At 74.9% G+C, this 27,000-nt stretch carries 21 protein-coding genes, 1 tRNA gene and 1 pseudogene; 13 read left to right on the forward strand and 10 right to left on the reverse strand.

Translation table 11 applies throughout. The features are described from left to right. Nucleotides 1–200: 200 nt before the first annotated feature. Both NUM_RS37765 and NUM_RS27520 read right to left on the reverse strand, forming a co-directional pair. On the reverse strand, nt 201–2,489 hold the full coding sequence (locus tag NUM_RS37765; protein ID WP_207127836.1) for an ArnT family glycosyltransferase: 2,289 nt from the start codon (nt 2,487–2,489) through the stop codon (nt 201–203). A 283-nt stretch (nt 2,490–2,772) separates the two neighbouring features. Continuing rightward, nucleotides 2,773–3,987: pseudogene (locus NUM_RS27520) on the reverse strand (bifunctional glycosyltransferase family 2/GtrA family protein); the annotation flags it as partial. A gap of 170 nt (nt 3,988–4,157) precedes the next feature. Here NUM_RS27520 and NUM_RS27525 point away from each other — a divergent pair. Beyond that, complete coding sequence (locus tag NUM_RS27525) at nt 4,158–4,652, forward strand: FBP domain-containing protein (protein ID WP_207127838.1); 495 nt, start codon at nt 4,158–4,160, stop codon at nt 4,650–4,652. A gap of 72 nt (nt 4,653–4,724) precedes the next feature. Here NUM_RS27525 and NUM_RS27530 read toward each other — a convergent pair whose 3' ends face one another. After that, nucleotides 4,725–5,171, reverse strand: coding sequence for a cupin domain-containing protein (locus NUM_RS27530; RefSeq protein WP_225918896.1), 447 nt, complete (start codon nt 5,169–5,171; stop codon nt 4,725–4,727). 229 nt (nt 5,172–5,400) lie between these two features. On the opposite strand from NUM_RS27530, the gene NUM_RS27535 reads away from it, so the two are divergent. The 5 genes from NUM_RS27535 to NUM_RS27555 all read left to right on the forward strand — a co-directional run bounded on the left by NUM_RS27535 (nt 5,401) and on the right by NUM_RS27555 (nt 13,248). Next, the gene (locus tag NUM_RS27535; protein ID WP_207127840.1) at nt 5,401–6,564 is read left to right on the forward strand and encodes an ROK family transcriptional regulator; all 1,164 of its coding nucleotides are present in this window, start codon (nt 5,401–5,403) and stop codon (nt 6,562–6,564) included. A gap of 128 nt (nt 6,565–6,692) precedes the next feature. Next, the gene (locus NUM_RS27540) at nt 6,693–9,083 is read left to right on the forward strand and encodes a DUF4091 domain-containing protein (protein WP_207127841.1); all 2,391 of its coding nucleotides are present in this window, start codon (nt 6,693–6,695) and stop codon (nt 9,081–9,083) included. Nucleotides 9,084–9,180: 97 nt separating this feature from the next. Beyond that, nucleotides 9,181–12,252, forward strand: a complete 3,072-nt coding sequence (locus NUM_RS27545) for an AfsR/SARP family transcriptional regulator (protein ID WP_207127842.1) — start codon at nt 9,181–9,183, stop codon at nt 12,250–12,252. A gap of 117 nt (nt 12,253–12,369) precedes the next feature. Next, nucleotides 12,370–12,912: a hypothetical protein gene (locus tag NUM_RS27550; RefSeq protein ID WP_207127843.1), complete on the forward strand. Its 543-nt coding sequence runs from the start codon at nt 12,370–12,372 to the stop codon at nt 12,910–12,912. Nucleotides 12,913–12,945: 33 nt separating this feature from the next. Beyond that, nucleotides 12,946–13,248 carry a hypothetical protein gene (locus NUM_RS27555; protein ID WP_207127844.1) on the forward strand — a complete coding sequence of 101 codons (303 nt, stop codon included), beginning with the start codon at nt 12,946–12,948 and terminating at the stop codon, nt 13,246–13,248. A gap of 204 nt (nt 13,249–13,452) precedes the next feature. Here the strand turns inward: NUM_RS27555 and NUM_RS27560 are convergent. From NUM_RS27560 to NUM_RS27580, 5 genes are all read right to left on the reverse strand, one after another. After that, a tRNA-Leu gene (locus NUM_RS27560) sits at nt 13,453–13,537 on the reverse strand. A gap of 116 nt (nt 13,538–13,653) precedes the next feature. Continuing rightward, nucleotides 13,654–14,511: an SDR family oxidoreductase gene (locus tag NUM_RS27565; RefSeq protein WP_207127845.1), complete on the reverse strand. Its 858-nt coding sequence runs from the start codon at nt 14,509–14,511 to the stop codon at nt 13,654–13,656. 93 nt (nt 14,512–14,604) lie between these two features. Then, entirely contained in the window at nt 14,605–15,798 is a 1,194-nt protein-coding gene (locus NUM_RS27570; protein ID WP_207127846.1) for an alpha/beta hydrolase, read from the reverse strand. A 266-nt stretch (nt 15,799–16,064) separates the two neighbouring features. Beyond that, nucleotides 16,065–16,565, reverse strand: coding sequence for a DnaJ family domain-containing protein (locus NUM_RS27575; RefSeq protein ID WP_207127847.1), 501 nt, complete (start codon nt 16,563–16,565; stop codon nt 16,065–16,067). Nucleotides 16,566–16,608: 43 nt separating this feature from the next. Next, nucleotides 16,609–17,205: an AAA family ATPase gene (locus NUM_RS27580; RefSeq protein ID WP_207127848.1), complete on the reverse strand. Its 597-nt coding sequence runs from the start codon at nt 17,203–17,205 to the stop codon at nt 16,609–16,611. Between the two features lie 154 nt (nt 17,206–17,359). On the opposite strand from NUM_RS27580, the gene NUM_RS27585 reads away from it, so the two are divergent. Beyond that, on the forward strand, nt 17,360–18,535 hold the full coding sequence (locus NUM_RS27585) for a glycoside hydrolase family 3 N-terminal domain-containing protein (protein ID WP_207127849.1): 1,176 nt from the start codon (nt 17,360–17,362) through the stop codon (nt 18,533–18,535). A gap of 233 nt (nt 18,536–18,768) precedes the next feature. On the opposite strand, the gene NUM_RS27590 is transcribed toward NUM_RS27585, so the two are convergent. Then, on the reverse strand, nt 18,769–19,242 hold the full coding sequence (locus NUM_RS27590; RefSeq protein WP_207127850.1) for a MarR family winged helix-turn-helix transcriptional regulator: 474 nt from the start codon (nt 19,240–19,242) through the stop codon (nt 18,769–18,771). Between the two features lie 198 nt (nt 19,243–19,440). Between NUM_RS27590 and NUM_RS27595 the strand changes: the two genes are divergently transcribed. The 3 genes from NUM_RS27595 to bla all read left to right on the forward strand — a co-directional run bounded on the left by NUM_RS27595 (nt 19,441) and on the right by bla (nt 23,715). Next, nucleotides 19,441–20,667, forward strand: coding sequence for a PP2C family protein-serine/threonine phosphatase (locus tag NUM_RS27595; RefSeq protein ID WP_207127851.1), 1,227 nt, complete (start codon nt 19,441–19,443; stop codon nt 20,665–20,667). A 469-nt stretch (nt 20,668–21,136) separates the two neighbouring features. Beyond that, nucleotides 21,137–22,318: a PP2C family protein-serine/threonine phosphatase gene (locus NUM_RS27600; RefSeq protein WP_207127852.1), complete on the forward strand. Its 1,182-nt coding sequence runs from the start codon at nt 21,137–21,139 to the stop codon at nt 22,316–22,318. 464 nt (nt 22,319–22,782) lie between these two features. After that, a complete protein-coding gene (gene bla / locus NUM_RS27605; RefSeq protein WP_207127853.1) occupies nt 22,783–23,715 on the forward strand; it encodes a class A beta-lactamase in 933 nt (310 codons plus the stop codon). An 84-nt stretch (nt 23,716–23,799) separates the two neighbouring features. On the opposite strand, the gene NUM_RS27610 is transcribed toward bla, so the two are convergent. Next, a complete protein-coding gene (locus NUM_RS27610) occupies nt 23,800–24,219 on the reverse strand; it encodes an SRPBCC family protein (RefSeq protein ID WP_207127854.1) in 420 nt (139 codons plus the stop codon). 49 nt (nt 24,220–24,268) lie between these two features. Between NUM_RS27610 and NUM_RS27615 the strand changes: the two genes are divergently transcribed. The 3 genes from NUM_RS27615 to xylB form a co-directional block, all read left to right on the forward strand. Next, nucleotides 24,269–24,853: a TetR/AcrR family transcriptional regulator gene (locus NUM_RS27615; RefSeq protein ID WP_207127855.1), complete on the forward strand. Its 585-nt coding sequence runs from the start codon at nt 24,269–24,271 to the stop codon at nt 24,851–24,853. A 143-nt stretch (nt 24,854–24,996) separates the two neighbouring features. Continuing rightward, nucleotides 24,997–25,566: a DinB family protein gene (locus NUM_RS27620; protein ID WP_207127856.1), complete on the forward strand. Its 570-nt coding sequence runs from the start codon at nt 24,997–24,999 to the stop codon at nt 25,564–25,566. A gap of 210 nt (nt 25,567–25,776) precedes the next feature. Further along, a partial coding sequence (gene xylB, locus NUM_RS27625) for a xylulokinase (protein ID WP_207127857.1) occupies nt 25,777–27,000 on the forward strand: 1,224 nt, incomplete at its 3' end.

Genomic DNA, 27,000 nt, shown 5'->3' on the forward strand with positions numbered 1-27,000 from the left:
CTGACGCGTTCTTGACGCGTACCGGCGGCGCCCGCGGCGCGGCGCTCCGGGGGCACGGGCCGCCGCACCGCGGTGTCCGGCTCCGGATGCTCGGCCCGGACCGTGGGCCGGCACCGCGAGTGGGTCGGCGCCGGGAGTGGGCCGGTGCCGGCCGGCCCGGGCCGTGTGCCGGCGCCGGAGCGGGGTCCGGTGCCGGCCGGTCAGCTGGTCGGCCGGGACAGGTCGTAGACCGTGACGCCGCCGACCGTCTTCTTGGTGAAGTGCGCCGCGACCCAGCTCTCGATCGAGCTGGTACCGCCGGGCCCGCCGCCCATCCCGCCGGCGACGAAGTACCGGACCTCGCCGGCCGCGACGTACCGCTGGAACTGCGCCCGCGTCGGGTAGGCGTCGCTGCCCGAGAACCCGCCGATGCCGAGCACCGAGGCACCGTCCGCGGCGAGCTCCAGTTCGGCGGCCTGCTGGGTGCCGTTGGTGGCCGCCGCCCACCGGTAGCCGTGCGCGTTCTTCAGCAGCGTCGCCACCGCGCTGTTCGCCGACCCGCCGCCCATCCCGCCACCGGGGACACCGCCCGAGCCCGATCGCCCGTTCTGCCCGGACCCGGTTCCCTGCGAGTCGCTGCCGGCGCCCGGGCGGCCCTGGCCCGGCACGCCCGAGTTGCCCCGCGCCGAGTTGCCCTGACCCGAGTTGCCCTGACCCGAGTTGTCCTGCGAGCCGCTTCCGGAGCCGGGTATCCCGGCGGTCGGCGGCTGGCCGGTGCCGGACCGGCCACCGGTCGCCCCACCCGGGCCACCCTTGCCGCCGGATCCGTTGCCGCCGTTGGCGTTCCCGGCCGCGTTCGGGTTCCCGCTGCCGCCGGGTGGGGTGCCGAAGCCGGAACCGCTGCCGGTCCGGCCGCGACCGCCCATCCCGGGGCCGCCGAACCGGCCGCCCGCGCCGGAGCCGCCCGGGCCCGCGGTGGGGATGCTGCCGGTGTGGGCGGTCGCCGCGGTCTGGGCGGAGTACGCCGCCGGCGCGCCGAGCCCGGCGAACGCCAGTACCGGCACCGCCACCAGCGCCACCCGGCGCACCCACCGGCCCGGTACCAGCAGCCAGACCACCCCGGCCGCGGCAGTGACCAGCACCGCGTAGCGCAGCCACGGCTGCCACGACGGCGCCCGACCGAGCAGTTGGTACGCCCAGACCCCGGTCACCGCGACCAGCACGGCGAGGCCGACCCGTCCGCCGGTGCGCTCCCGCTGCTCCCACAGGGTGTGCCCGCCGATGGCGACCACCGCCGCGATCGCCGGCGCGAGCGCGACCGAGTAGTACGGGTGGATGATCCCGGACATGAAGCTGAACACCGCCATGGTGACGAGCAGCCAGCCGCCCCACAGCACCAGCGCGGCGCGGGTGCGGTCGGTGCGGCGTGCCGCGCGGGTCAGCCACAGCCCGGCCACCAGCGCCAGCAGCGCCGCGGGCAGCAGCCAGGAGATCTGGGTGCCGAACGTGTCGGAGAACATCCGCAGCGGCCCGGTCGCCCCGCCGAACATCGCGTTGCCGCCACCGCCCGGGCCGCCGCCGGTGAACACCTCCCGCACCGGCGCCCCGCTGCCACCGCCGGTGAACACCTCCCTCGCCCCGCCGGGCATCCCGCCGCCGCCCGGGCCACCGCCGGAGCCGCCGGTGAGCCGGCTCAGCCCGTTGTACCCGAGGGCCAGTTGCAGCAGGCTGTTGTCGGTCGACCCGCCGATGTACGGCCGGGAGCCGGCCGGCCACAGCTCGACCAGCGCGACGTACCAGCCGGCCGAGACCACCAGCGCCGCACCGGCGGCGAGCAGGTGGCCGATTCGGCGGCGCAGCGAGACCGGCGCGGCGACCAGGTAGACCAGCGCGAACGCCGGCAGTACCAGGAACGCCTGCAGCATCTTGGTCAGGAACCCGAACCCCAGCGCGGTACCGGCCAGCACCAGCCACCACAGCGAGCCGCGCTCGACCGCCCGGGTCACCGCGTACGCGCCGGCCACCATCAGCAGCACCAGCAGCGCGTCCGGATTGTTGAACCGGAACATCAGCACCGCCACCGGGGTCAGCGCCAGGATCGCGCCGGCGCCGAGGCCCGCCGCGTACCCGGCCACTCGGCGCACGGCACCGTACAGCAGTGCCACTGACGCGACGCCGAGCAGCGCCTGCGGTACCAGCATGCTCCACGAGGAGAAGCCGAAGACGCGGCCGGACAGCGCCATCAGCCAGATCGAGGCGGGCGGCTTGTCCACGGTGATCCCGGAGCCCGCGTCGACCGCACCGAACAGCAGCGCCTTCCAGCTGATCGTGCCGGCCTGCACGGCACCGGCGTAGAACGAGTTGGCGTAGCCGTTCGCGGACAGGTTCACCAGATACAGCGCGGCGGTGCCCAGCAGCAGCACCGCGAGCGCCGGCCGGGCCCAGCCGGGCCGGTCGGCGGTACGGGCGAACGCCGCACGTACCGGAGCGGTCAGCGTCGTCGCACTCATGCGCGTCCCCTTGTCGTCGCGGCGTTCGCCGGGCATCGGTCGGTCCCTCGTGCCTGCTCGGTCATGCCGGCTCCTCGGCGTCGTCGGGGCCCAGCGGCAGTTCGCTACCATCGGCCAGCGCGGGCCGCACGCTCACCTCGCGCGGCGCCGCCCCGGCACCGGCGGAGGGCCCGACAACGGCGGAGGGCCCGGCAGCGGCCGGTGGGCCGGCAGCGGTGGGTGGCGTGGCGGCGGGTGGGCGGGTGCGGGCCGGTTCCGGGCGGCTGCGGCCGAACACCCAGCCGCGCAGCAGCACGAACCGCAGCGCCGTCGCCACCAGGTTCGCGGCCACCAGCACCGCGAGCTCCGGTACCCGGCCGGGCGTGGTCGCCGCGTGCAGCACCGCGAGCGCGCCGCTGGTCAGTGCCAGCCCGAGTGCGAACACCAGCAGCCCCTGCACCTGGTGCCGGCCGGCGTGCCGGCGGCCGACCACGCCGAACGTGAGGCGCCGGTTGACCGCGGTGTTGGCGATCGCGGTCACCGCCAGCGCGACGCCGTTGGCCCACTGCGGCCCGAGCGGTCCGCGCAGCGCCACGAACAGCAGCAGGTACGCCAGCGTGCTGCCGGCGCCCACCACGGCGAACCGGACCAGCTGCCGCAGCAGCCCCGCCGGTACGCCCGGGGTCGCCGGCTCGATCGGCGCGCGACCCAGCTGCCGGCGTACCTGCGCGAGGGGCAGCCGGCCGGTGGCGAGCGCCCGGCCGACCCGGACGATGCCGCGCAGGTCGGCGATCGCGGTGGCGACGATGTCGACCCGGCTGTCCGGGTCGTCGACCCAGTCGACCGGTACCTCGTGCACCCGCAACCCGGCCCGCTGGGCGAGCACCAGCAGCTCGGTGTCGAAGAACCAGCCGGTGTCCTCCACCAGCGGCAGCAGCTGCGCGGCCACGTCGGCCCGGATCGCCTTGAAGCCGCACTGCGCGTCGGAGAACCCGGCCGCGAGCGTGCCGCGCAGCAGCAGGTTGTAGCAGCGCGAGATCACCTCCCGCTTGGTACCGCGCAGCACCCGCGAGCCGCGCGACAGCCGGGTACCGATGGCGAGTTCCGAGTGGCCCGAGATCAGCGGTGCGACCAGCGGCAACAGCGCGGCGAGGTCGGTGGACAGGTCGACGTCCATGTAGGCGAGCACGGTCGCGTCGGAGGTCGACCACACCGCGTGCAGCGCCCGCCCTCGCCCCTTCTGGTCCAGGTGCACCACCCGTACCTGCGGGCGCTCGGCGGCGAGCCGGTGCGCGATCGCCAACGTGTCGTCGGTGCTCGCGTTGTCCGCCACGGTGATCCGGTACGGGTACGGGAACGTCTCGGCCAGGTAGCCGGTGAGCCGGTGCACGCACGGCGCGAGGTCGTGCTGCTCGTTGTGCACCGGTACCACCACGTCCAGTACCGGCCGGGCCGGGTGGCGCGCCACCGTGTCCGGCGACGGTTCCCCGGTGGGCGTCGCGTACGTCGATGTGACCATGGCGCCGACGGTGCCGGCGGCCTTTGTGCCACCCATGAGGCCGACCTGTGCCCCGGCTGTACGTCCTTGGCCGTCAACAGCTGCCGGGGTCCGTCGCGTGTCGACCTGGTGGCGTACCGGCGTGCTTAACCGTTTGCGGCCCCGGACGGGCGGCCGTTAGCTTCGGCGGCATGAGACCGATCGCCGAGAGTGACATCCGCGCCTCGTTCGTCAACTGCACCAAGGGCGAGGCGAAGCGGTTGGCTCTCCCCCGCGACCTCGCCACCGCCCCGTGGGACGACCTGGACTTCCTCGGCTGGCAGGACGGCGCCGCGCCCGACCGGGCGTACCTGGTGGCCGAGTTCGGCGACGCGCCGGTCGGCGTGGCGCTGCGGCGCGCGAGCGGCGGCGCCGGCCGGATGCGGCGCACCATGTGCTCGCTGTGCCTGACCACGCACACCGCCGGCGGCGTGTCGCTGCTGACCGCACGGCGGGCCGGCAAGGCCGGCCAGCAGGGCAACTCGGTCGGGCTGTACGCCTGCAGCGACCTCGCCTGCTCGCTCTACCTGCGCGGGAAGAAGGAGATCTGGGCGGCCGGGAAGATCCAGGAATCGCTGAGCGTGCCGGAGAAGGTCGACCGGCTCACCACCAACCTGACCGGCTTCCTCGCCCGCATCACCGCCTAGCGCGCTCCGGCGCCCGCGCCGGGAGTGCACCGGAGCACGGCCCGGCGTACCGAACCGTCGTCCGGTGCACCGTCAGGGCGCCAAGTGGAAGTCCGCGAAGTCGAAGCCCGGGCAGACCACGCAACTGACCAGGGTCTCCACCGGGCCGGCCGGTTCGGCCGACTGCCAGACGCCCGGCGGCACCACCGCCTGCGGTCGCTGATCCCGCTCGATCTCGCCACCCAGCAGCACCGTGCGCGGCGACTCGTCCGGGTTCTCGCCGGTGCCGCCGAGCCGCAACTCCAGCGGGCCGCCGCCGTGCCACAACCACAGCTCGGCCGAGCGCACCGTGTGCCACCGTGACCGCTCGCCCGGACGCAGCAGGAAGTAGATCGCGGTGCCGGCCGGCCGCTCGCCGGGATAGCCGTCCGGGCGCACCGGCACGTCGCTGCGCCAGGTCTCCCGGTACCACCCACCCTCCGGGTGCGGGCTCAGGTCGAGCAGCTCGGCGGTCGCCGGTCGTTGGCCGTGAACGGGCACGGTCCCCTCCTCGTCGTGGTCGTGCACCTCGGTACTGCCGGTCCAGCCTCGCACTCCGCCCGCGCCACCGCAGTGGGCGCGCCACACCACGCCTCTGCCGTGCCTGCCCCGGGTACCGCACCGCCCGCGTCCGGACGCACCGACCGCCGTCCCGGGCCGGTCGCCGTCGGTCAGAGATAAGATGCTCTCCAGCATATTCAGATGGCAGCTTCGGGCGGCGGGAGCCGGAATGGCGGCACAGCAGGGCGGCGGGGCGGATCTGGCGCGGTTGCGCCGGTTCAACGAGCAGGCGGTGCTGACCGCGGTGCGCACCGCGGGCGATCGCCGGGTGGCCGAGATCGCCGCCGACACCGGCCTGGCCCGCGCCTCGGTCGAGGACGTGGTGCGCGGCCTGACCGAACGCGGCTGGTTGGCCGAGCAGGCCCCGGTCGCGGTGGGCCGGGGCCGGCCGGCCCGCCGGTACCGGTTCCGCGGCGAGGCCGGCCGGCTGCTCGGCATCGACATCGGCGCGTACAACATCCGGGCGGCGGTGGCCGACCTGGACGGCACCGTGCTCGCGAGCGTACGGACCGCCTCGACGCCGCGGTCGTCCCGGACCCGCCGGCTCGCGGCGCTCGACGCCGCGGTCCGCGACTGCCTGGCCGCGGCCGACACGAACGCCGGCGACGTGTGGCTGACCGGGGTCGGTACCACCGGCTGGGTCGACCGCTCCGGGCGGGTGGTGCTGGCCAACGCGATTCCCGACTGGTCCGGCGTCGACCTGCCCGGGCACCTGGCCGCCACGCTGCCCGGCCCGGTACTGGTGGAGAACGACAGCAAGCTCGCCGCGCTCGCCGAGCAGCGCCGCGGCGCCGGCCGCGGGGTGTCCGACATGGTGCTGCTGCAGGCGGGACGGCGCACCGGCATCGGGCTGGTCATCGACGGCCGGCTGCACCGCGGCGCGGGCGGGGTGGCCGGCGATCTGTCGCTGCTGCCGACGCTGAAGTGGGAGTCGGCGGTCGAGTTCCTGCGCCAGTGCCCGCTGCCGCCGACCGGTGCGCTGGCCGGCAACCGGATCGACGCGGTACTGGCGGCGGCCGGTACCGGTGACCCCACCGCGACCCGGGCGGTACGCCGCTACGTGCGGGCGATGGCGGGCGCGGCGGCCGCTGCCGTGGCCATCGTGGACCCGGTCGCGCTGGTACTGGCCGGGTCCCTGGCGCGCCGCTGCGACGTGCTGCTGCCGCCGCTGGTCGAGGAGCTGGCGCTGTTGTGTCTGCGCCCGCCGGAGGTACGGGCGTCCACGCTCGGCGCCGACGCGGTGGCACTGGGTGGGGTGTGTCTCGCGCAGGACCGGCTGGAGTCGCACCTGGCCGACACCGACCGCCCGCTGGCGGCGCCGTCCGCTTCTTGACAGGCGGTTCGCCGCCTTCCTTTAATGGTGGAGACCAGCGAAATAGCGGTCACCGGGCCGCCGCCGGACACGGCTGCCGTCCGTGTCGATCGGGCGCCCGCCCATCCGGCGAGGAAGGTGGACCTGCGGTGACCACGACGGATTCGGCCGGCCCGAGCCGGCGCGATGTGCTCTCGCTCGGCGCGGCGCTCGGCGCCGGGGTGGCCCTCGGTGCCGGGGTGACGCTGCGTCCCGGCGCGCCCGCGGCCGCCGCCCCGGGCCGACCACGAGCCGCCGGTCCGCTGCGGTACTGGCTGCCGGCGAACACCAGCAAGGTGCTGCGGGACGACACCCCCGACGGCGACACCGGATCGATCCGCCTGCGCGCCGCCGGCAACGAGTACGAGAGCGCCCAGGTGCTGCTGCGCGCCGCCGGCGACCCGCTGGACGTCACGGTGTCGGTGAGCCGGCTGGACGGCCCGCACGGCCCCCTGCCGGCCGGCGCGGTGGAGCTGTTCCGGCAGCACTACATCCAGGTGACCGCACCGGAGAACACCCGCTACCCGGCCGGCTGGTACCCGGATGCGTTGGTGCCGCTGCGATCCGGCGGCACCGTGCCGGTCACCGCCGAGCACAACCAGGGACTGTGGCTGCGGGTCCGGGTACCCGCCGGGCAGACCGCCGGGCACTACGCGGGGACGCTGAGCATCACCGGTGCCGGGACCGCGCTGCGGATCCCGGTGCACCTCACGGTCCGCGACTTCGACCTGCCGACCACCACGTCGTCGCCGACCGCGTTCACCATCTGGTACGACCAGGTCGCCTGGGCGCACGGCGTCACCGCCGGCACCGACGAGTACGCGGCGCTGATGGACCGGTACTACTGGTTCCAGGTGGAGCAGCGGCTGTTCCCCGACGACCTGCCGATCGGCACCGACCTGGAGCCGGCCGACTGGGCCGAGCGGGCCGAGCCGTACCTGACCGACGAGCGGGTCCGCTGCTTCCGGATCCCGTACTACGGCGGCGACATCCTCGGCAGGACCGCGCAGCTGGTCGGCATCCTGCGCGCGAAGGGGTTGCTGCACAAGGGTTTCTTCTATCTCGGTGGGCTGATCGACGAGCCCAAGCCGGCCGCGTACGACCGGGTGCGGCAGCTGTGCCGGCAGGTCGAGCAGATCGCGCCCGAGGTGCCGCACGTGGTCACCACCACGCCGGTCGCCGCGCTCGCCGACGACGTGTCCACCTGGTGCTTCCCGTTCGGCCACTACGGCCGGCCGATGACCGACTGGGTGCGCTCCGCGGGCAAGCACGCCTGGTGGTACCCGCTGGTCGGCACCAGCTGGCCGCTGCCGAGCGTGTTCATCGACGACAGCCTGCTCGGTACCCGGCTGATCGGCTGGCTGCAGCACGACCTCGGCATCGAGGGGCTGCTCTACTGGTCGACCACGATCTTCGAGAAGTGGAACGGCACCGCCTACGTGCCGCGCGACACCTGGACCGACCCCACCGGGTACCCGAAGACCAACGGGGACGGCTTCCTGCTGTACCCGGGCAAGCAGGTCGGCATCGACGGGCCGGTCGGAACCGTGCGGGCCGAGGCGCTGCGCGACGGGCTGGAGGACCTGGAGTACCTGGTGCTGTGGGAGAGCCGGATCGCCGCGGTCGCGGACCGGCTGGGTGTCGGCGACGCGCTGGACCACCGCGCGGTGACCCGGCCGGTGTTCGACCGGCTGTACACGGCGCTCGACGACTACACCGACGATCCGGCCCGGCTCGCCGCCGCCCGGGACGAGGTCGCCAGGCAGATCAGCGACCTGGCCCGGGGCGTACCGGCGCTGGTGACGGTGCCGTCGGCGGCGCAGCACGGCGTGCTGGTCGACGTGTACGCGGCGGCCGGCACCCGGGTGCGGGTGAACGGCCGGCGCGCGGTGCGGCACCGCACCGCCGGGGACGCCGTGGTGTGGCGGGCCGCGCTGCCGCTGCCCGCCGGCACGCACCAGCTGGACGTCGAACTCACCGACGGCGACCGTCGCTCGCGGCAGCGTCGCGTGGTGCTCGTCGTGGCGCCCGAGCCGGCGCTGCGGACGGTGCCGGTCAACGACTTCGAGACCGACGCCGACCTGACCCGGATGACGCTCAACCACGTCGGCGTGGCCCGCTCGGAGCAGTACGCCACCAGCGGGAAGTCCAGCCTCGCCGTCACCTATCCGGCGAACGTCGCCTGGCCGGGCATCTCGTTCGACGCCGCGAAACACCTCGGCGGCGCCGACTGGTCGGCCCACCGCTACCTGGCGTTCGACGCGTACAACCCGAACGACGGGGTGCCGCCGGTGCTGTACGCGAAGTTCCACGGCGCCGACGGCAGCACCGACGACAAGCATCCGGTCTGGTTCGCGCCCGGCAGCAACGAGATCCGGATCGATCTGCGCCGGGTCACCATCGACCGCACCGCCGTCGGCCGGCTGGAGCTGTACGGCTTCCAGTCGTTCGATCCGGTGCCGCTGTTCCTCGACCACCTCCGCTTCCTCGACGAGAGCTGACCGAACCGGTCCACCGTGGACGGTGCCCGTACCGGCGGGGGCGCGGGATCGAGCGCCGCCTATGATCGGTCGACTGGACAGGCGGTCGATCGGAGCGGTGGCTGTGAGGTTCGCCGTGCTCGGGCCGCTGTCGGTGCGGGACGCCGACGGTACGGCCGTGCCGGTGCCGGGCGAGCGGTGCCGCGCGGTGCTCGCCGTCCTGCTGTGGCACGCGAACCGGCCGGTGCCGGTGTCGGTGTTGACCGAGGCGGTGTGGCGCGGCACGCCACCGGACTCGGCCACCTCCAACCTCCAGACCTACGTCTCCCGGCTGCGCCGGCTGCTGCCCACGGTCACGTTGACCCACGCGTACGGCGCGTACCGGTTGACGGTGCCCGACGACGCGCTGGACGTGTCGGTGTACGCGGCCCGGGTCGCCGCCGGCCGGGCGGCGCTGGCCGACGGTGATGCGGCCACCGCGGCCGCCGCACTGCGCGCCGCGCTCGGCCTGTGGCGGGACCGGCCGCTGGTGGACGTGGACGTGCCGCTGCTGGAGCCGGAGGCCGACGCGCTGGAGGACGACCGGCTCACCGTCGTCGAGGACTGCATGGAGGCGGAGCTCGCCGGCGGCCGGCATGCCGACCTGGTCGGCGAGCTGCAGGCGCTGGTCGGCAAGCACCCGCTGCGGGAACGGCTGCGCGGCCAGCTGCTGCGTGCCCTCGCCGCGTCCGGGCGCACCGCGGAGGCGCTCGACGCGTACGCCCGGGCGCGGGAGGAACTGGCCGACTCGCTCGGCGTCGAACCCGGCCCGGAGCTTCGCGAGCTGCACGCCCGCATCCTGCGTGGCGAGCTCCCCGGCGCACCCGCGCGACCGGCGGCGATGCCCGCACCGGTGTACCAGCTACCCGCCCAGGTGCCGGACTTCACCGGGCGCGGCGACGAGGTCACCGCGCTGACCGGGCTGTTGACCGCGGCCACCGACACGGTCCCGGTCGCGGTGGTCACCGGCACCCCGGGCAGCGGCAAGACCGCCCTCGCGGTACGGGTGGGGCACGCGGTGCGGCGGCAGTTCCCGGACGGGCAGCTGTTCGTCCACCTGGCCGGTGGGTCGTCCCGGCCGCGCGAGCCGGCGGCCGTGCTGGCCGAGCTGCTGCGCGCGCTCGGGGTGTCCGGGCCGCAGTTGCCGGACGAACTGGCCGAACGCGCCGCGGCGTACCGGTCGCTGCTCGCCGACCGCCGGGTCCTGGTGGTGCTGGACGACGCCAGCGACGCCGCCCAGGTCCGTCCGCTGCTGCCCGGCTCCCCGGGCAGTGCCGTGCTGGTGACCGGCCGGCGCCAGCTGCCGGGCCTGACCGGGCACGCCCACCCGGTACGGCTCGGGCCGCTCGACGCCGCCGAGGCGCGGGCGATGCTGGCGGCGGCGGTGGGCGCCGACCGGCTCGCCGCGGAACCGGCCGGGACCGACCGGATCCTGGCCGCCTGCGGCCGGCTGCCGCTGGCGCTGCGGGTGGCCGGCGCCCGGCTCGCCGACCGGCCGGACTGGGCGGTGGCGACCCTGGCCGACCGGCTCGACGACGAGCAGCGCCGGCTGGACGAGCTGGCCGTCGACGACGTCGAGGTACGGGCCAGCCTCGCCCTGAGCTACGCCGGCCTCCCCGCCCCGGTACGCCGGGGGCTGCGGCTGCTGGCGCTGCTGGATCCGGTGACGGTCGCGGACTGGTCGGTCGCCGCGCTGCTGGGTGGCGCGGACCCGGCCGCCGAGCACGGCGAGGCGAGCGACGCGGACACCGACCGGGTCGTCGGCGCGCTGCTCGCGGCGAACCTGCTCGACCCGGTCGGCCGGGACCGCGCCGGCCAACCCCGCTACCGGCTGCACGACCTGCTGCGCACCTACGGACGGGAGCGGGCCCGGGCGGAGGACCCGGTGGAGGCGCGGCGCGCGGCGATCCGCCGGCTGTTCCACCGCGCCGCGACGCTGACCGTGCTGGCCGACGAGGGCGTACCGCGGCAGGAGCCGGTGCCGCGGCTGCCGGACGATCCGCCGGCGCCGGCGGCGACCGGCCCGCTTGCACGGCTGATCCGGCGCGATCCACGGGCGTTCCTGGACTCCGAGCGGGCGAACCTGATCGCCGCCGCGATCCACGTCGCCGAGGCCGGGCGCACCGGGCAGGCGGCGTGGTTCGCCGGGCACCTGCACCCGCAGCTGTGGCTGGACGGCCGGACGGAGGACCTGATCCGGCTGCACGCCGCCATCCGGGACGCGGCGGCCGCGGCCGGCGACGAACCGGCCCGGCTGCGCGCCGAGTACCTGCTCGGCCGGGTGCTGACCCGGCGCGGCGAGCACGACGCCGCGCTGCGGGCGGTGACCCGCTGCCAGCACGAGGCCGAGCGCCTCGGCCTGGCCCACCTGCTCGCCTGCTGCCTCGCCACCCGCGGCCACCTGCTGCGCAGCACCGCGACCGACGCCGACGGCAGCCTCGGGTACGCCCGGCGGGCGGTCGAGCTGTTCGACGAGCTCGGCGACCGCGCCGCGAGGACCGCGGCGCAGCGCGAGCTGGCGTTGGCGCTCAACCGCGCCGGCGCCTCCGACGCGGCGTTCGCCGTGCTGGAACAGGCCGTCGCCGGCGCCCGCGAGCTGGCCGACCCGGCGCTGCAGGCGCTGGTGCTCAACGGCTACGGCGTCTGGTCGATGGGTGCCGGCCGGTACGCGCAGGCCCGCGAGGCCGGGGTGGAGTGCCTGGCGGCGCTGCGCCGGCTCGACGACCGGGTCGGCGCGCTCCAGGCCCTGTGCCAGATCGGCCTGGCCGACCTCGCCCTCGGCCACCACGACGAGGCGGTACGCCGGTTCGCCTCGGCCCGCGCCGACGCGCTCGCGTACGGCGACGCGGAGATCGCCGCGTTCGGCACGCTGGTGGTCGCGACGAGCTGGATCGCCGACGGCCGACCGGACGAGTCGGTACCCGTGCTCGAACGGTGCGTGCACACGTTCCGGGAGCTGGCCCAGCCGCGGCGGGTGGCGCAGGGGCTGCGGGTGCTCGCCGCCGCCTACGACGCGGTCGGCCGCACCGACGACGCCGAGCGCGCCCGGGACGAGGCGGCCGGGCTCGACGGGTACGACGGGACCGGCGCGCCGCGCACCCTGTCCACCCGGCTGCTGCTGCGGCTGGCCGCCGGGGTCACCACCGACTGAGCCGCCGGCGGCGGATGTGGCGACGATGTGGCGCCGGTGTGGCGGGCCCGCCGACACTCGGCGCACCCGGGGAGAACGACGTCTTCCCGACCATCATGTCTGGAGTTCACCGCAACCATGGCAACACAACAGCCGGCCTACACCGCGCCCGTCAGCGGCGTCGTGCCCGCCGGGCCGCCGGTCGTGCGACCCACCGTACTGCGCGTCGCGTGGTACGCGATGCTGGCCGCGGTGCTCGTCGCCGTCGTCGGCGCGGTCGTCGTCTTCGCGACCGGTCGCGACTTCGTCGAGCATGCCGGCAGCTCCTACCTCACCGAGCACGCGGCCGGCGCGTTCGATCACGCCGACGCCGTCGACACCGCGTACGGGCTGCTGGTCAACCGGGCCGTCCTGGACCTGGTCGCGATCGGTTTCGCACTGCTGTTCGCGGTCTTCGCCCGCAACGGCGCCACCTGGGCCCGGGTGCTCGTCACCCTGGTGCTGCTGCTGAGCGACACGACCCGGCTGACCACCCTCGGTACCGGGCCGACCGGCTTCACCGTCACCACGGTGCTGCTCGTCGTGCTGTCGCTCGCGATCCCGACGCTGCTGTTCCTTCCCGCGGCCGGCCGCTACGCGAAGGCCCGCAAGGCCGCGCGCGGGGCCACCCGTACCGCCTGAATCCCCGAACCGAATCCCTCGAAAGGCACCATCATGCGCTCCACTCTCGTCCGGTCCGTCGTGCTCACCGCCGTCGGTGCCGGCCTCGCGTTCGGCCTCACCGCCTGCGGCGGCGTCGACAAGTCGGCGTTGTCCGGCAAGCTGAAGACCGAGTCGGACTTCAAGGGCCTGCCCAGCTCGGTCACCGACTGCTTCGCCGACGCGATGCTCAAGTACGGCGACAAGGACGACCTGCAGAAGTACGTGGACGGCAAGCTGAAGCTCGACGACATCGGCGGCATGGACGGCAAGGACGCCGAGGCCGCCGGACAGAAGTGCGCCGACAAGGTCAAGTGACGTCCCCGGTGGCCCGCACCCGTGACCCGGGTGCGGGCCACCGGCGTCGGCACCCACCGGCAGAGTGCCGCACGGGTCCGCCGCGATCGACCCGGGATGCAGAGCATCGAGCACCGGTCCAGTACGCCTCCACCTCGCCCCCACGACAAAAGAGCCCCGTCCACGGACGGGGCTCGACGTGCGTAAACATTGATCATCTTTGGGTGTCCGAGGGGGGACTTGAACCCCCACGCCCTAAACCGGGCACTAGCACCTCAAGCTAGCGCGTCTGCCATTCCGCCACTCGGACCTGCTGCATCGACCCTACCTTCCGACCGGCTCCGGCCTGCCTTCGGGGAAGGGCGCATGCGAGCGCTAACTGTACACGACCGGACTCGCTGGACCGGGCGGGGCCGGCGGCGCCCGTCACGGCACCAGATGCCGGTAGCTGTCCGGATGTTCGGCCAGGAAGTCGGCCAGCGTGCGGGCCGGGTACCCGGTCAGGTCCGGCACCGTGGGGTGCACCGTGCCGAGCTCACCGGCGGCGATCGCGAGGTACGAGCTGACCCAGCCGTCCACCGCCCAGTCCGGCGCGCCGAACCGGGCGCGTGACGCGTACGCCTGCGGTGTCGTCTCGGCCTCGTAGCGCACCGGACGGCCGGCGAAGCGCCCGATCACCTCGGCGGCCTCGGACAGGGTGACCGCCTCCGGCCCGGTCACGTCGAACGTCGCCCCGTCGAACCCCTCCCCGGTCAGTACCGTGGCGGCGACGGCGGCGACGTCCTCGTGGGCCACCGCGGCCACCCGACCGGTACCGGCCGGGCCGCGCAGCACCCCGTCGTCGCCGACCATGCCGGGCAGCGCGGCGAGGTACAGGTTGTCGCGCAGCACGGTGTGGGCCACGCCGCTCGCGGCCAGGTGCTGCTCGGTGTGCCAGTGGTCCCGGGCGAACGTGAAGGTGGCGTCCGGCGCGGCGCCGGCGAACGAGACGTAGACGATGCGCCGGACCCCGGCCCGTACCGCGGCGTCGATGGCGGCGGTCTGCTGCTCGACCCGGTCCGGCGCCTCGGTCGCGGACACGAGCAGCAGCGTCTCGATGCCGGCGAGCGCCCGGCCCATGGACGCGGCGTCGGCGTAGTCGCGCACCGGCGCCGGCGTCCCGCCCGGCAGCACCGGCAGCCGGGCCGCGCTGCGGCCGATCAGCCGGGTCCGCTCGCCGGCCACCGACAGCAGCCGGGCGATCAGCCCGCCGAGATGTCCGCTTGCGCCGGTCACCGCGATCATGTCCGCCTCCCCCGGCCCGTGTGGGCACGCGCCGTCCCCGCCGAACCTACGAGATCGACCGGCCCGGCGCACCCGGATCGCGCCGGCCCGGCGTCAGTGGCGCCGAGCCGCGACCGGTGGGGTGGCGGGCGCCGTACCGGGCGGCGTGGCCGGCAGCCGGGCCGGTACCGGCGCGGCCGTGCGCGACGGCGTCGGCACGGCGGCCGCCGTACCGGCCTGCAGCTTGCTGCCGAGCCAGTCCAGCGCGGTCGGGGTGACCGCCCGCCAGGTGACCATGTTGTGCCCGCCGGTCGGCAGCACCATCCGGCGCAACCGGACCGGCGCGTGCACGGCGGCCGCGAACGACCTGCCCTCGGTGCAGGGCTGCGGGTCCGGGGTGGCGCACATGGCGAAGAACGACAGGGCGGGCAACCGTGCCGCGTGCGTGACCTGGTACAGCGGGTCGTTGGCGTCGCGCGCGGCCCGGCTGCCGGCGAACAGGTTGCCGGTGGAGTGGTCCAGGTACGGCTGGAAGTAACCGGACAGGCTCACCGCGGCGGCGAACCGGTACCCGGGCTGCAGGGCCAGGTTGTTCGCGCAGAACCCGCCGGTGGAGTACCCGATCAGGCCCCAGGAGCGCCGCCCGGTGGCGACCCGCAGCCGCCTGGCGACCACGCTGCGCACGTCGTCGATCAGGTACGTCGCGTACTGCCGGCCGTGTACCTGGTTGATGCACTCGCTGTCGTGCAGGGCGTTCGTCGTCTGTGTCGGCAGCACTCCGACCACCGGCGGCATCCGTCCGGTACCGATCTGGCTGTCCAGCGTGTCGCGCAGCCGCAGCGCGCCGAGCCAGCGCTGCGGGTTGCCGGGGAAGCCGTCCAGGAACTCCACCACCGGGAACCGGTGGTGCGCCCACCCCGGCTGGTCGTACTGCGGCGGCAGGTACACGTCCGCCGGCAGGTCCAGGTGGCTGCGCGGCCCCTTGATGCGCATCGCGTACACGTGGCCGGCCGGGTCGGCGGCGTGCCGGTCGGGCCCGCCGCCGGCCGCTCGGGCGCCGGGCGGCCCGGTGGGCAGCGCCGGTACCTGCTGCTCGCCGAACAGGTCGGACCAGCTGGTGAAGAACTGCTGCTGCCGGTTGACGGCGAGCAGGAACGCGGAGGTGATCAGGAGCTGACCACACACCACCAGCGCCGCGGTGCGGGTCAGCCGCAGCCGCCGCCAGCGCCAACACAGCACCGCCGCGACCGGCAGGCCGACTGCCAGCACGGCGACCAGGACCAGCAGCGGCACCCCGGTCAGGCTCATGCGGTACCGACCCGCGCGGACCCTACGGCTGCCTCGCCACACTCGCTCATGCGCTCAACGCTATGTGCGCCAAGGCAAACAGGTGGTTAGCTCGCCGATAGTTCTCGATCGGCGGCGCAGCCCCCGGCTCGACGGCGCGGGGCGCAGCCGGTTGCGGTCGCGACACACTCGACGGCGAGGACGCGGCAGGTCACCGCAGCGGCACGCTCGGCGCGAGGACACGGCGGGTCACTGCAGCGGCACACTCGGCGCGGGGCGCGGCCGGGTCAGGAGCGGCGGAACAGCCGGCGCCACCACGGCCGGCGGCCGGGTCCCGGCTCCTCGGCCGGCTGCGACGCGGCGTCCGGCGTGCCCTGGGTGGCCGGGCGGCGTGAGCGGGCGGCGCGGTCGGCCCGCCAGCGGGCCACCACGGCGTCCGGGTCGACCGGGGCGACCGGCAGCGCGGGCCCGGACGGCGCCCTGAGGTGGTCGGCGATCCGGCGGTTGAGCCCGGCGACCGCCTCCCGCACGTTCTGCTCGCTGAGCGCGCCGCACACCGTCTCCGGCAGCAGCTCGATCTCGCGGCGCAGTTGCAGCGCGGGCGGCAGCAACGCGTCGCTGCGCAGCCCCTCGCGGGCGATGTACTCCCGCAGCCACCACAGCTCGTCCCTGGTGGCGTCGAGGTTGCGCAGCGGCTTGCCGGATCCGGGCAGATCGGCGAACTCACCGCGCTCGGTGGCCTCGCGAATCTGCTGGTCGATCAGCGACTCGTACTGCGAGCTGTCCATCGGCGCCGCCCTCCGCCTCGGCTACCACCACGGTAACGCGGCGTCAGCCCGGGCCGGCTCCGGGGCGACCGGTGAACGGCCGGCCGCGAGCCGCCGACCGTCCACTTCGGACCGGGCGGTCGTCCGCGAGGCGGGCGAGGACGTACCGGACCCGGGCCGCGACGCCGGTACGCGGCAGGCGCAGCGGCCGGTGGCCCAGCTCCCGGTAGGCGGCGACGATCGCGTCGTGGGTGGCGCGTGCCTCGGCGAGGTCCTGCCGGCGTTCGCTGTCGGTGCGGTAGATCGCCGGCCACGGCGGCGCCACGAAGATCCGCCCGTACCGGGCGCGCCGGGCCGCCGCCGCCAACCGTCGCGGTACCGGCAGGCCGGTCAGCCGCAGGTAGCCGATGGTGTCCGGAATGCCCCGATCGAAGATCACCGGACCGGCCGGTGCGGTCCGGTACGCGGTGATGTCCGCCTCGATCATCGCCTCGGCGAAGCGGGCCGCGTCACGCCAGGGCAGGGCATCACCACCGGCGGCGACCTGGTCGCGGATGATGGCCCGGCCGGACTCCGGTACCACCGGCAGGCCGGTCGCGGCCAGCGCCTCGACCAGCGTGGTCTTGCCGGCGCCGGGGCCACCGGTCAGGACATGACGCATACTTCTCCCCCTCGTTGGTTGCTGTGGGCGGGCGCGCCGTGCGAGTCGCCGGTAGGGTGACGAAAGCGCGGAAAATCGCCAGTAAACCGACAAGTTAGGACGGATCGACATGGCGCGACAGCGCGGCGGCGGTACGGCGCGAACAGGAGGCGGCATGGCGCGGAAGCGCGGACGGGGTTGGCTGCTCGCGGCCGTCCTGGTGATCGCGGTCGCGGTGCCGGTCGGCCTGTTCCTCGGCCGGGGCTCGAACGGTCACGCGGCGTTCCTGCCCGCGGCCGGCGGCCACACGTCCAGCGCCGAGCCCTCGCCGTCGGCCACCCGGGCCACGCTGACGGCGCGCCAGCTGGCCGGCGAGCGGGTCATCTGGTCCTACTCCGGGCTGACCCCACCCGACAGCCTACTGACCGCGATCGGCAAGGGTGAGGTCGCCGGGGTGATCTTCTTCTCCGACAACGTCTCCAGCCTCGCCCAGGTGCACCGGGTGGCCGACCGACTGCAGGCGGCGGCGAAGAGCCCGCTGGCCAGACCGCTGCTGCTGCTCACCGACCAGGAGGGCGGCGAGATCCGCCGGCTGCCCGGCGAACCGAACCTGTCGGCGAAGCAGATCGGGCAGGCGAGCGATCCGACCGCGGCGGCGAAGGCCGCCGGCACCGGCGCCGCCGGCACGCTCAGCTCCGCCGGACTCAACGTCAACCTCGCCCCGGTGCTCGACGTGTACCGCAGCCCCGGCGACCTGATGGACCAGTACGGCCGGTCGTACAGCTCGGATCCGGACCAGGTGGCGAAGCTCGGCTCGGCGTTCGTCACCGCGCAGGCCGCCGGCGGCGTGCTCGCCACCGCCAAGCACTTCCCCGGCCTCGGCCCGGCCGGCGCGGACCAGAACACCGACGAGGTACCGGTCACCCTGAACACCAGCGCGGCGCAGTTGCGCTCGGTCGACGAGAAGCCGTACCGGCAGGCGATCGCGGCCGGGGTGCCGCTGGTGATGGCGTCCTGGGCGACCTACCCGGCGCTGGACGCCCAGCACCCGGCGGGGATGTCGCACACCATCATCGCCGACGAACTGCGTGGCCGGCTCGGCTTCGACGGGGTGACGATGACCGACGCGATGGAGGCCGGCGCGCTCAAGCCGTACGGCGACACGCAGCACCGCGCCGTCGCGGCCGCGGCGGCCGGGATGGACCTGCTGCTGTGCTCGGGCCGGGACCCGGCGCAGGGCGCCGCCGCGGTCACCGCGCTCGCGGCCGGCTACCGGGACGGCTCGCTCGACCGGTCCGACTTCACCGCGGCCGCCGACCGCGTCACCGCCCTGCGCGACAGGCTCGGCTGACCGGCGCCGTTCGGCGGCGCCGCCGGGCCCGTCCGCACCCCCCGGAGCGGGCGACCCCGACGGCCGCCGTGCGGCTCGCGAGGCCGTTCCCCGCCGCGCCGCGTGCCTCGCGCGGTCGACGCCGACCTCCGCAAACCGGTGATCCGCGCGTCGCGGCGGTAACACTAGCGGGTCATTTTCCCTACGACAAGTAATTTCCCGAGGTCACCGGGCGACCTCCGCGCCGGTACCGCTCAGGCCGACTCCCGTCGGGCCGCGGATCGACCACCGCTCGATGCGGCCGCCGCGAACGCGACCAGACCTCGGCGCAGCGCCTGCTGCTGGGTCGCCGGCATCCGTGCCATCACTTCCTCGAGCACCTCGCAGCGCCGATGGCGAACATCGGCGAGCAGCCGGCGGCCGTGCGCGGTCAGCTGGATCTCGATCAACCGACGGTCGTCGTCGACCGGGCGCCGAGCCACCCAGCCGGACGCCTCCAACCTGTCGCACACCCTGCTCACCGACGGCATCCCCATGTCGAGGGCGGTGGCGAGGGCGCTGACGACCGGCGCGCCGTGCTCCTCGATCGTCTCCAGCGTGCGCAGTTGGGTGGCCGAGACGTGGCCGCCGCCGCTGCGGGCGCCGGTGCCGAACCGCTCGTTGAAGATCCGGCCGGCCTGTTCGACGGCCGCCACCATCTCCCCGCTGACCCCTGGTATGCCCGCCATGCGCCCATGGTCCCACAGCGACACCGACCGCCGACTTGCTGGCGTTTCGCTGCGCCGGCGGCGACACCCCGGGGCCACGCCGCCGGGCACCGGGTCGCACAACGGGCCTCCCACCCGGTTACGGGTCGGTTATATTTGTCGCCCTGCAACCAACGCCGTCGACACCGCGGCGCGGCCCGACCAGCGACGAGGAGCCGGGTGACCGACGAACTGCTGACATCCGAGGAGGATGCGGCCCGGCTGACCGCGATCGATCTGCTGACCGACTCGGCGCTGGCCGAGCTCGGCCTCAAGGACCTCCTTGCGGAGCTGCTGGACCGCACCTGCGAGGTCGTCGGCGCGGACACCGCCACGGTGCTGCTGCTCGAACGCGGCTCCGGCGACCTCGTCGCCACCGCGAGCCGCGGCCTCGACGAGGAGGTACGCCTCGGCGTTCGGATCCCGATGGCGCAGGGCTTCGCGGGTCGGATCGCGGCGTCGCGCAAACCGGTCCAGCTGGACCGGATCGACGCGACCAGCGTGCTCAATCCGATCCTGTGGCGATCCGGGCTGCGCACGCTGCTCGGCGTGCCGCTGATCAGCTTCGGCGAGGTCATCGGTGTCCTGCACGTCGGCTGCTTCACCGCGCGAACGTTCGGCGACGCCGAGGTCCGGCTGCTCCAGCTGGTCGCCGACCGGGTCGCGCTCGCCGCGCAGTCGCGCCGTTCGCGGCTGGAACACAGCGCCGCCGAGGCGCTCCAGCGCAGCCTGCTTCCGGCCCGGTTCCCGCCCGTCGCCGGCCTGGAGCTCGCCGCACGCTACCTGCCGAGCGAGCAGACCGGAGTCAGCGGCGACTGGTACGACGCGTTCCTGCTCGACTCCGGCGCCCTGGGCATCGTCATCGGTGACGTGGTCGGCCACGGGCTGCCGGCGGCGGTGGTGATGGGGCGGCTGCGCAGCGCGCTGCGGGCGTACGCGCTGGAGGCGGAGGACCCCGCGGAGGTGGTGACCCGGCTGGACCGCAAGATCCAGCACTTCGAACCGGGCATCACCGCGACCGTGACGTATCTGGTGGTGGAGCCCTCGATCGAGGCGCTGCGGATCAGCGTCGCCGGTCACCCGCCGCCCCTGCTCGCAGCCAACGGGCGGCGGGCCGAGCCGCTGCCGACACCGACCGACCTGCCGCTGGGCATCGGTGTCGGCCGGGAGCGGCGCAGCATGCGCGTCCCGCTGCCGGTCGGCACCGTGCTCTGCCTGTACACCGACGGGTTGGTGGAGCGGCGGGACCGGTCGATCCACGAGGGCATCGAACAGCTGTGCGCCCTGGTGGACGGCACGTCGGCGCTCGCGACCTGTACCGCCGTGGTGAACGGGATGGTGGGCAACCGGGTGCTGACCGACGACGCGGCCGTCGTCGGGTTGCGTCGCGCCGGCGCCGGGAGCTAGCGGTCACGCTCCGCAGATCGGGCGCGGTGGGCGCATCGTCGTGGCCCGACACCGCCCCGCCGCCGGTCGGCTCCGCACGCCAGCACCGCAACGACGTGCGGTAAGTACCGCCTTCCGGTTGTCCGCGGCTTTTGCGCACCCGGTCGGCCGGCCGTACGCGTGATCCGGCGCCCGCCTGGGTACCACCACCAGGAGCCGCGACGGGGAGGGGCGATGTCGAACCATCGACGCAGCGCGAGCGGCAAGCAGGAGGGACTCGTCGGCGAGCACGGGAACGGGGCCGGCGAGAAGCCGGGAGACGCGCTCGACCGGTAGCCCCGTTGATTGCCCAATGGAAATGAATTACACGCAAACTCACGGGCGAACCGAGCACATCTCGGTGCCACGCCGGTGGTATGCGCTCGATCCTCCATCGCTATAGTTGTCCTGCAACAATCAAGATGGCACGAGACCACGGGAGTGTGCGGCCTTGCCCGCTGTCCACCGTCCAGACCAGATCGCGGCGGCGATCCGGTCCGGCTCGCCGGCCGAGGTGCCGCACCTGCTCACCGAGGCCGCCAAGGCGCACTACGGCGCCGTGTCCGTCGACCTGTTGCTGCTGGACTACCAGTCGACCGCGCTGTGTGGGCTGTCCGACGCCCACGAGCCCGAGCGGGTGGACTTCTCGGCGGCCGGCCGAGCGTTCGTCGCGCAGCAACAGCTGCTGGTCGAGGAGGCCGGCGTCAGCCGGCTGCTGTGCCCGCTGACCGTCCGCGGGGACCGGCTCGGCGTGCTCGCGATCGGCTTCGCCGAACCACCCGACCAGACCGTTCGCGCCGAGTGGCGACAGCTCGCGGAGTCGGTCGCCCGCGAGACCGCGATCGCCGAGCGGGCCACCGACCGGTTCCGCCGCGCGCGGCGGCGGCGTCGGCTCACGCTCGCCGCCGAGATGCAGTGGGACAGCCTGCCGGCACGGTCGGTCGAGATGCCCGACTACACCTTCTGCGGCCAGCTGGAACCCGCCTACGAGGTCTGCGGCGACACGTTCGACTGGACCACCGACGAGGCCGGGTTGACCGCCGCCGTGATCAACGGTTCGCACCACGGGACGACCGCCGCGGCACTGTCCACCTTCGCGGTCGCCGCGCTGCGCAACGCGCGCCGGTCCGGTGACGACATCGCCGACCAGGCCGCGCTGGCCAGCGACATGCTGTACACCGAGCACGGCGGCGATCGGCAGGTCGGACTGATGCTGTTGCGGTACGAGCCGGCGGCCGGTCGGATCCGGTTCGTCGACACCGGCACCGCCCGGGCGGTGCGGCTGCGCGGTACCACGATCGAGAACATCGCGCTCACCGCGCAACCGCCGCTGGGCAGCCAGGAGGAGGCGGGGTACGCGACCGAGGAGATCAGTGCGGTGGCCGGCGATCGGATCATGATCGTCAGCGACGGGGTCTACGCGGCGGTCGGCTCCTCCCGGCAGGAGTACGGCCTGGCTTCGCTGGGCCGGATGGTGCGCCGCACCAGGCTGCAGTCGTGCGGTGAGGCGGTGCGCACGGTGATCCGGGACGTCCTGGAGCACCGCGGTGCCACCCTCGACGACGACGCGGTCGTCACCTGCCTCGACATCCACCCGTCGACGCCGCCGGCCGAGCCGCTCCCCCGCGCCTGACTCCGTCCCGAGGCGCCGGTCGAGCGTCCCTGCCGGCCGGGCGGTGGCGGGAACGCCGCCCGGTGTCGACCGAGGCGGAGCGCGCCGCCGACGGCCGCTGACCACGGACGTCAGCCGGGGCTCCGGTCCCGGTGTCCGGCCCGGGTACGGTGTTCTTCGCGCTGGGCGCTCACCCCGGCCGCGCCGAGTACGCCGTCGCCGTGGCCGTGCTCGCCTGGCTCGCCGCGGCGCTGGCCGGTGTCACGGCGGTGCTGAGCGCCGCCCGGCACCGGGTGGTGCCGCCCCGGAACGGCCCGTGGCGCCACAACTGTCTACTGTGGACCAGAGCCGCCCGCAAGGACACGGATCGGCGGAACGCCCGGCCGAGGCGTTGCGGGCGTCGGCCGCCACCAGCGATCGCCGGCGACCAGCGCGGTGGTCGCCGGCCTCCGCACACCACGGCCGCACACAGAAGGACACCCAGGATGACCGGTTCGACCCGCGGTCCACTCCGCGCCGCCGCGCTCGCGGCCCTGGCAGTGCTGGCGCTCGCCGGATGCACGAGGGCGCCGCGCTCGGCCCCGAGCGGGGCACCGTCGACCGCCGCGCCGAGCACGACCGCCGCCCCCTCGCCGGTGGCCGGGACCGACGCCGGGTTCCGGCGGCTGGAGTCGACCCACCGCGCCCGGCTCGGCGTGTACGCGATCGACACCGGCAGCCACCGCGTGGTGTCCTGGCGCGGCGACGAACGGTTCCCGTACGCCTCGACGTACAAGGCGGTGCTGGTCGGGCTGGTGCTGCGGACGCCGTCGATCCGGCTCGACCACGTCGTGCACTACGACCGGGACCAGCTGGTGGACCACTCACCGGACACCGGCAAGCACGTCGCGGACGGGATGAGCGTGCGGGCGCTGTGCGCGGCGTCGATCCGGGACAGCGACAACACCGCGGCCAACCTGCTCACCGACCAGCTCGGCGGCGTCGCCGCCTTCGCCGGGCAGCTGCGCCGCGTCGGCGACCGGGTGACTCGGCCGGTGCGTACCGAGACGTCGCTGAACGGTGCCGTGCCGGGTGACACCCGCGACACCAGCACGCCCCGTACACTCGCGACCGACCTCGCCGGGTTGGCGGTCGGCGAGCTGGTGCCGGCCGAGCGGCGCGCGCAGCTCGACGGCTGGCTGCGCGCCAGCACCACCGGTACCGGGCTGGTCCGCGCCGGGGTGCCGCACGGCTGGCGCGTCGGCGACAAGAGCGGCACCGGTGAGTACGGCACCCGCAACGACCTCGCCGTGGTGTGGCCGCCGCATCGGGCGCCGATCGTCCTGGCCGTCTACGGCACCCGGCAGGCGGCGAACGCGACACCGGACGACTCGCTCGTCGCGGCCGCGACGAGAACCGCGCTCGCCGACCTCGGCTGAGGACGCGGTCGGGGAAGCTCCTGATCGGCGGCGCCAGGCCCATCCGCCGGCTCGATCGACGATTCCCCGCCCGCCGCTCAGGTCTCAGGCGGCCTCGCAGTGCCGGCGCAGGCCGGCGGTCTCCATCCCGACGTACTCGCGGATCAGCTTGCCGTAGAACAGATCGATCACGCCGGCGAGCGCGCCGGTGTGGTCGAACGTGAGCCGGGTCAGCGTGGCGTCACCGTCGGGGCGCAGGTAGTGGCCGGCGAGCATCTCGGTGCCGCTGACCCGGGCGCGCCAGACGAACGACTCGCCCGGTGTCGACTCGGTGACCTCGAAGATCGCCGGCCGCAGCTTCGGCTGTTGCACCCGCGCGCGGCTGCCGACGGTGAACTCCCCGTCGTCGAGCCGCTCCACCCGCTGCATCGACGCGGTCCACTCCGGCCAGCGCTCGATGTCGGCCAGCACCCGCCAGATCTCGTCGGCGGGAGCGGCGATCCGTACCGATTTCTCCACATGCATCGTTGCCTCCTGGGCTGATGTACCAGATGGTACATGTACCATGTGGTACATGTCAGCCGCCCGCGACCCCCGCTCGGCACTGGTGGAACGAGCGATCGACCACCTCGCGGAGCACGGCACCACCGACCTGACCCTGCGCGGTCTCGCCGCCGGCCTCGGTACCAGCCACCGGATGCTCATCTACCACTTCGGCAGCAAGGACGGCCTGCTCGTCGCGGTCGCCCGGGAGATGGAGCGGCGCCAGCTCGCCGCCCTCGCCGCCCTGCGCGAGGCGCCCGGCGCCGACGCCGGCCAGGTGATGCGCGGCATGTACCGGCACCTGCACGACCCGGCGCTCGCCCCCTACATGCGGCTGTTCTTCGAGCTGTACGGGCGGGCGCTGCGCGCCGACGAGGCCACCCGGCCGATGCTCGCCGGCGTGGTCGAGTCCTGGCTCGAACCGCTGGTGGAGTTCGTCACCGCCGCCGGAGTGCCGCCGGACGAGGCCGCCGCGGACGCCCGGCTGTGCCTCGCGGTGGCCCGCGGCCTCGCCCTGGACTGGCTCGCCACCGGCGACGACGCCGCACTCGACGCCGCCGCCGAACGGTTCTTCACCGGGCTGGAGCAACGCTGGCGCGATGCGGACCGGAACTGACCGCAGCCGGTACTAGCGTCGCGGCCATCAGCGAACGCCCGCCGAGCACCGCGCAGCCCACGGCTCAGGGCGTCTCGGCAGGCAGAACGGCCGCGAGCGGCGCGATCGGCACTCGCGGCCGTTCCGGCAAGGGAGGAACCGGCGTGAGCAACGACATCGACTGGACCGGCAACCTGGCCGACCAGCTCGGGTGGCACTGGGACCACCAGCTGCGACCCCGGCTGGCCGGCCTCACCGACGACGAGTACTTCTGGGAACCGGTGCCCGGCTGCTGGAGCGTCCGGCCGGCCGGTACCAGTACCGCAGCGACCGTCGGCGGCGCCGGCGCCTACACCGTCGACTTCGCCTTCCCGGCGCCGGATCCGGCGCCGGTGACCACCATCGCGTGGCGGCTCGCGCACGTGATCGTCGGCGTGTTCGCGATGCGCAACGCCCACCACTTCGGCGCCCCGGCGACCGACTACGACAGCTTCGACTACGCCGGCGACGCCGACACCGCGCTCGCCCAGCTCGACGAGCAGTACGGGCGGTGGATCGATGGCGTGCGCGCGCTGACCCCGGCACAGCTGGCGCAGCCGTGCGGCCCGGCCGAGGGCCCGTACGGGCAGTTGCCGATGGCGGCGCTGGTGCTGCACATCCACCGGGAGGCGATCCACCACGGCGCCGAGATCGCCCTGCTGCGCGACCTGTACCGGGCCCGGCCGGTGCACTGAGCGCGCACCGCGGCTCGGGCGCCGCCCGAGACCGCGCCGCCCCGAGACCGCGCACCCCCGAGACCGCGCCGCACCGCCGGGCCACCGACCGCGCCGGACGCCCGCGCGGCCGTACCCGGGCCCGCGCCGGGCCGCCGTCCGGCGGGCGAGGCATGATCGGAACCGGTCCGGGCAGGTACGGGCCGGAGCCGAGCGGCGGGAGGAACCGGGATGGCCGTGGTGGGGATCGACTCGTCGACCCAGTCCTGCAAGGTGCTGACCGTCGACGAGCACACCGGCCGGGTGCTGCGGGCCGGCCAGGCACCGCACCCGGACGGTACCGAGGTCGACCCCGAGGCGTGGTGGCGGGCGCTGACCGACGCCGGCGGTACGGCCGGGGACGCGGCGGCGATCGCGGTCGGCGCCCAGCAGCACGGGATGGTCGCGCTCGACGACGCGGACCGTCCGGTCCGGCCGGCGCTGCTGTGGAACGACGTACGGTCGGCGCCGCAGGCGGCCGCGCTGACCGCGAAGTACGGCGCGGAGGGCTGGGCGGCGTCGGTCGGCCTGGTGCCGGTCGCCTCGTACACGGTGACCAAGCTCGCCTGGCTGGCCGAGCACGAGCCCGCCCGCGCGGCCCGGGTGGCCCGGGTGCTGCTGCCGCACGACTGGCTGACCTGGCGGCTGCGCGGCAGCCGGGGCGAGCCGACCACCGACCGCAGCGACGCGTCGGGCACCGGCTACTTCTCCGCCGCGACCGGCGACTACCGGCACGACCTGCTCACCGCGGCGCTCGGCCACGACGCCGCGCTGCCCACGGTGCTCGCGCCCGCCGCGGTCGCCGGCGAGACCGCCGACGGGGCGCTGCTCGCGGCCGGCGCCGGCGACAACGCCGCCGCCGCACTCGGTCTCGGCCTCTCCCCCGGCGAGGCGGTCGTCTCGATCGGTACCAGCGGGGCGGTGTTCGCGTCCGCGGGCGCACCGGTGGCCGACCCGACCGGCGCGGTGGCGAGCTTCGCCGACGCGACCGGCCGGTTCCTGCCGCTGTCCTGCACGCTCAACGCCAGCCGGGTGCTCGCCGCGACGGCCCGGATGCTCGGTACCGACCTCGCCGGGCTGGACGCGCTCGCCGCCGCCGCGGCCCCGGACGCCGGTGGCCTGACCCTGCTGCCGTACCTGGACGGTGAGCGCACGCCGAACCTGCCGGACGCCACCGGTTCGCTGCTCGGGTTGACCCGGGCCGCGATGACGCCGGAGAACCTGGCCCGGGCCGCCGTGCTCGGCGTGCTGTGCGGCCTCGCCGACGCGCTGGACGAGCTGCGCGCGCACGGCGCCGCGATCGACACCGTGCTGCTGATCGGCGGCGGCGCCCGGTCGGCCGCGATCCGCGCCGCCGCGCCGGACGTGTTCGGCGTGCCGGTGCTGGTGCCGGAGCCGGCCGAGTACGTCGCGCTC

The organism is Actinocatenispora comari (assembly GCF_017312725.1).
Classification (GTDB): domain Bacteria; phylum Actinomycetota; class Actinomycetes; order Mycobacteriales; family Micromonosporaceae; genus Actinocatenispora; species Actinocatenispora comari.

Coding starts and splice junctions, on each gene's coding strand:
- NUM_RS27575 (WP_207127847.1), bottom strand. CDS start 16,565: ATGGACAGCTCGCAGTACGAGTCGCTGATCGACCAGCAGATTCGCGAG.
- NUM_RS27525 (WP_207127838.1), top strand. CDS start 4,158: ATGAGACCGATCGCCGAGAGTGACATCCGCGCCTCGTTCGTCAACTGC.
- NUM_RS27550 (WP_207127843.1), top strand. CDS start 12,370: ATGGCAACACAACAGCCGGCCTACACCGCGCCCGTCAGCGGCGTCGTG.
- NUM_RS27615 (WP_207127855.1), top strand. CDS start 24,269: ATGTCAGCCGCCCGCGACCCCCGCTCGGCACTGGTGGAACGAGCGATC.
- bla (WP_207127853.1), top strand. CDS start 22,783: ATGACCGGTTCGACCCGCGGTCCACTCCGCGCCGCCGCGCTCGCGGCC.
- NUM_RS27555 (WP_207127844.1), top strand. CDS start 12,946: ATGCGCTCCACTCTCGTCCGGTCCGTCGTGCTCACCGCCGTCGGTGCC.
- NUM_RS27570 (WP_207127846.1), bottom strand. CDS start 15,798: ATGAGCCTGACCGGGGTGCCGCTGCTGGTCCTGGTCGCCGTGCTGGCA.
- NUM_RS27535 (WP_207127840.1), top strand. CDS start 5,401: ATGGCGGCACAGCAGGGCGGCGGGGCGGATCTGGCGCGGTTGCGCCGG.
- NUM_RS27590 (WP_207127850.1), bottom strand. CDS start 19,242: ATGGCGGGCATACCAGGGGTCAGCGGGGAGATGGTGGCGGCCGTCGAA.
- NUM_RS27610 (WP_207127854.1), bottom strand. CDS start 24,219: ATGCATGTGGAGAAATCGGTACGGATCGCCGCTCCCGCCGACGAGATC.
- NUM_RS27580 (WP_207127848.1), bottom strand. CDS start 17,205: ATGCGTCATGTCCTGACCGGTGGCCCCGGCGCCGGCAAGACCACGCTG.
- NUM_RS37765 (WP_207127836.1), bottom strand. CDS start 2,489: ATGAGTGCGACGACGCTGACCGCTCCGGTACGTGCGGCGTTCGCCCGT.
- NUM_RS27585 (WP_207127849.1), top strand. CDS start 17,360: ATGGCGCGGAAGCGCGGACGGGGTTGGCTGCTCGCGGCCGTCCTGGTG.
- NUM_RS27565 (WP_207127845.1), bottom strand. CDS start 14,511: ATGATCGCGGTGACCGGCGCAAGCGGACATCTCGGCGGGCTGATCGCC.